The organism is Brevibacterium sp. 239c (genome assembly GCF_900169365.1).
Lineage (GTDB): Bacteria > Actinomycetota > Actinomycetes > Actinomycetales > Brevibacteriaceae > Brevibacterium.
In genome coordinates this window covers 1-1,391 of sequence record NZ_FXZH01000060.1, presented here as the reverse complement: position 1 = coordinate 1,391, position 1,391 = coordinate 1, and the positions used below count along the sequence as shown (strand labels likewise).

Below are 1,391 nucleotides of genomic sequence, written 5' to 3'. Positions count from 1 at the left end.
CACAAGCGCCCACGTCCAGTCCGAGACTCCGGTCCCGGACCAATCAGTCCTGCCCAGCATCAGCCAGCAAGACTATTCGAAGAAGTCCCGGTCAACCCTTGACGAAAACCATAGGGGCACCCCCCCCACTTCCACGACGCATTCGCGGGGATGGTTCCGGTGGCCGATGAACAGGTTGCCGCAGCCTTCGTGCGCTCCGTCGAAGGCAACGTCACAGGCAGGGTCCTCGCCGTCTGACCCGGCCCGGCAATCTGACGGAACTTTGCAGGCGGTATCGATTGGGAGGTGCAGCAGTGGACTCGGCGGGACCAGCGGAAGGCAATGTCAGCCAAGCATCAGAAGGTGCACTCATGTCGAACACCTCACAGATCTCTTCTGCTCGTGCGGCGCAGGCTCCCGTGTCCAACACTGAGCGACGGCAGCGCGTGGTTGATGAGATCAAACGGCGGATCGTGCTCGGAGAGATCCGGCCGGGCCAGCGCATCATCGAGGCAGAGCTCACGTCCTCTCTCGACGTCAGTCGCCCGACTGCGAGAGAAGCGCTCAACCAGATGGCGAGGGACGGCTTTTTGATTCAGGAAGCCTACCGAGGACTTCGGGTGGCCGATATCGAGTCTGATTCGCTGTTGGAGATCGCCCGTGTCAGGGTCGCTCTCGACACCGAGGCGATCAGTGAGATCCTCGCTGACACGACGGGGCAGCGGATGGGCATGCTGGAGGAGTCGTGGCGAACGTTTGAGACGGCCACGGCAGAATCGGACCCGCTGGCCCTCCACGAGGCGCACGTGCGATTCCACCGTGGAATCTGGGAAGCCGCGGACAACTACCTCCTCATGCGCATCTGGCCGGTGATGGAAGCACAGATGACGATCGTGTTGGCCTACGACCAGTTCACACGGACGAATCCCGCACGGGCTCATGCCATTCATGCTGCACTGATGCGTGCGATCCGCACAGGTGATTCGGCACAGATCCGGACGGCTCTGGACGTTCACACCATGGACAGTGCCCAAGAACTCGCGTTGCTGACCCCTAGGCCTACCGAGTGACCGGTCTCTAGGCCGACAGGCCCACCAGCTGACCGGTGCCTAGGCCGACAGGCTGACCGACTGACCGACTGACCGACTGGCTGACTGACCGACTGTCCCGTCTGTGCAGCAGCCGATCGGTCCGTATCGGGGGTCTCCTGAAACTCAAAGCGAAAGAGCATTGACGCGATCGGGTCGAGTGCGTAGCGTGAGCAGCACAGGGATTGTCATACAATTGTCAACGGCCATTAGGAATTGCCCACGGGCGGACACGAAAAGTGCCCGCTGATGGCCACCAGAACTGCCCACGGGCGGCCACGTTTTCTGCCCATCCACTTATTTGTGTCCGGCCGCGACCACCAG

Annotated in this window: 1 protein-coding gene; it reads left to right on the top strand. The window is 61.8% G+C overall.

Features of this window, described 5'->3' with window-relative positions:
* The first annotated feature begins 350 nt into the window (after positions 1 to 350).
* Entirely contained in the window at positions 351 to 1,049 is a 699-nt protein-coding gene (locus tag BSP239C_RS20340; protein WP_101575104.1) for a GntR family transcriptional regulator, read from the top strand.
* Positions 1,050 to 1,391: the final 342 nt, after the last annotated feature.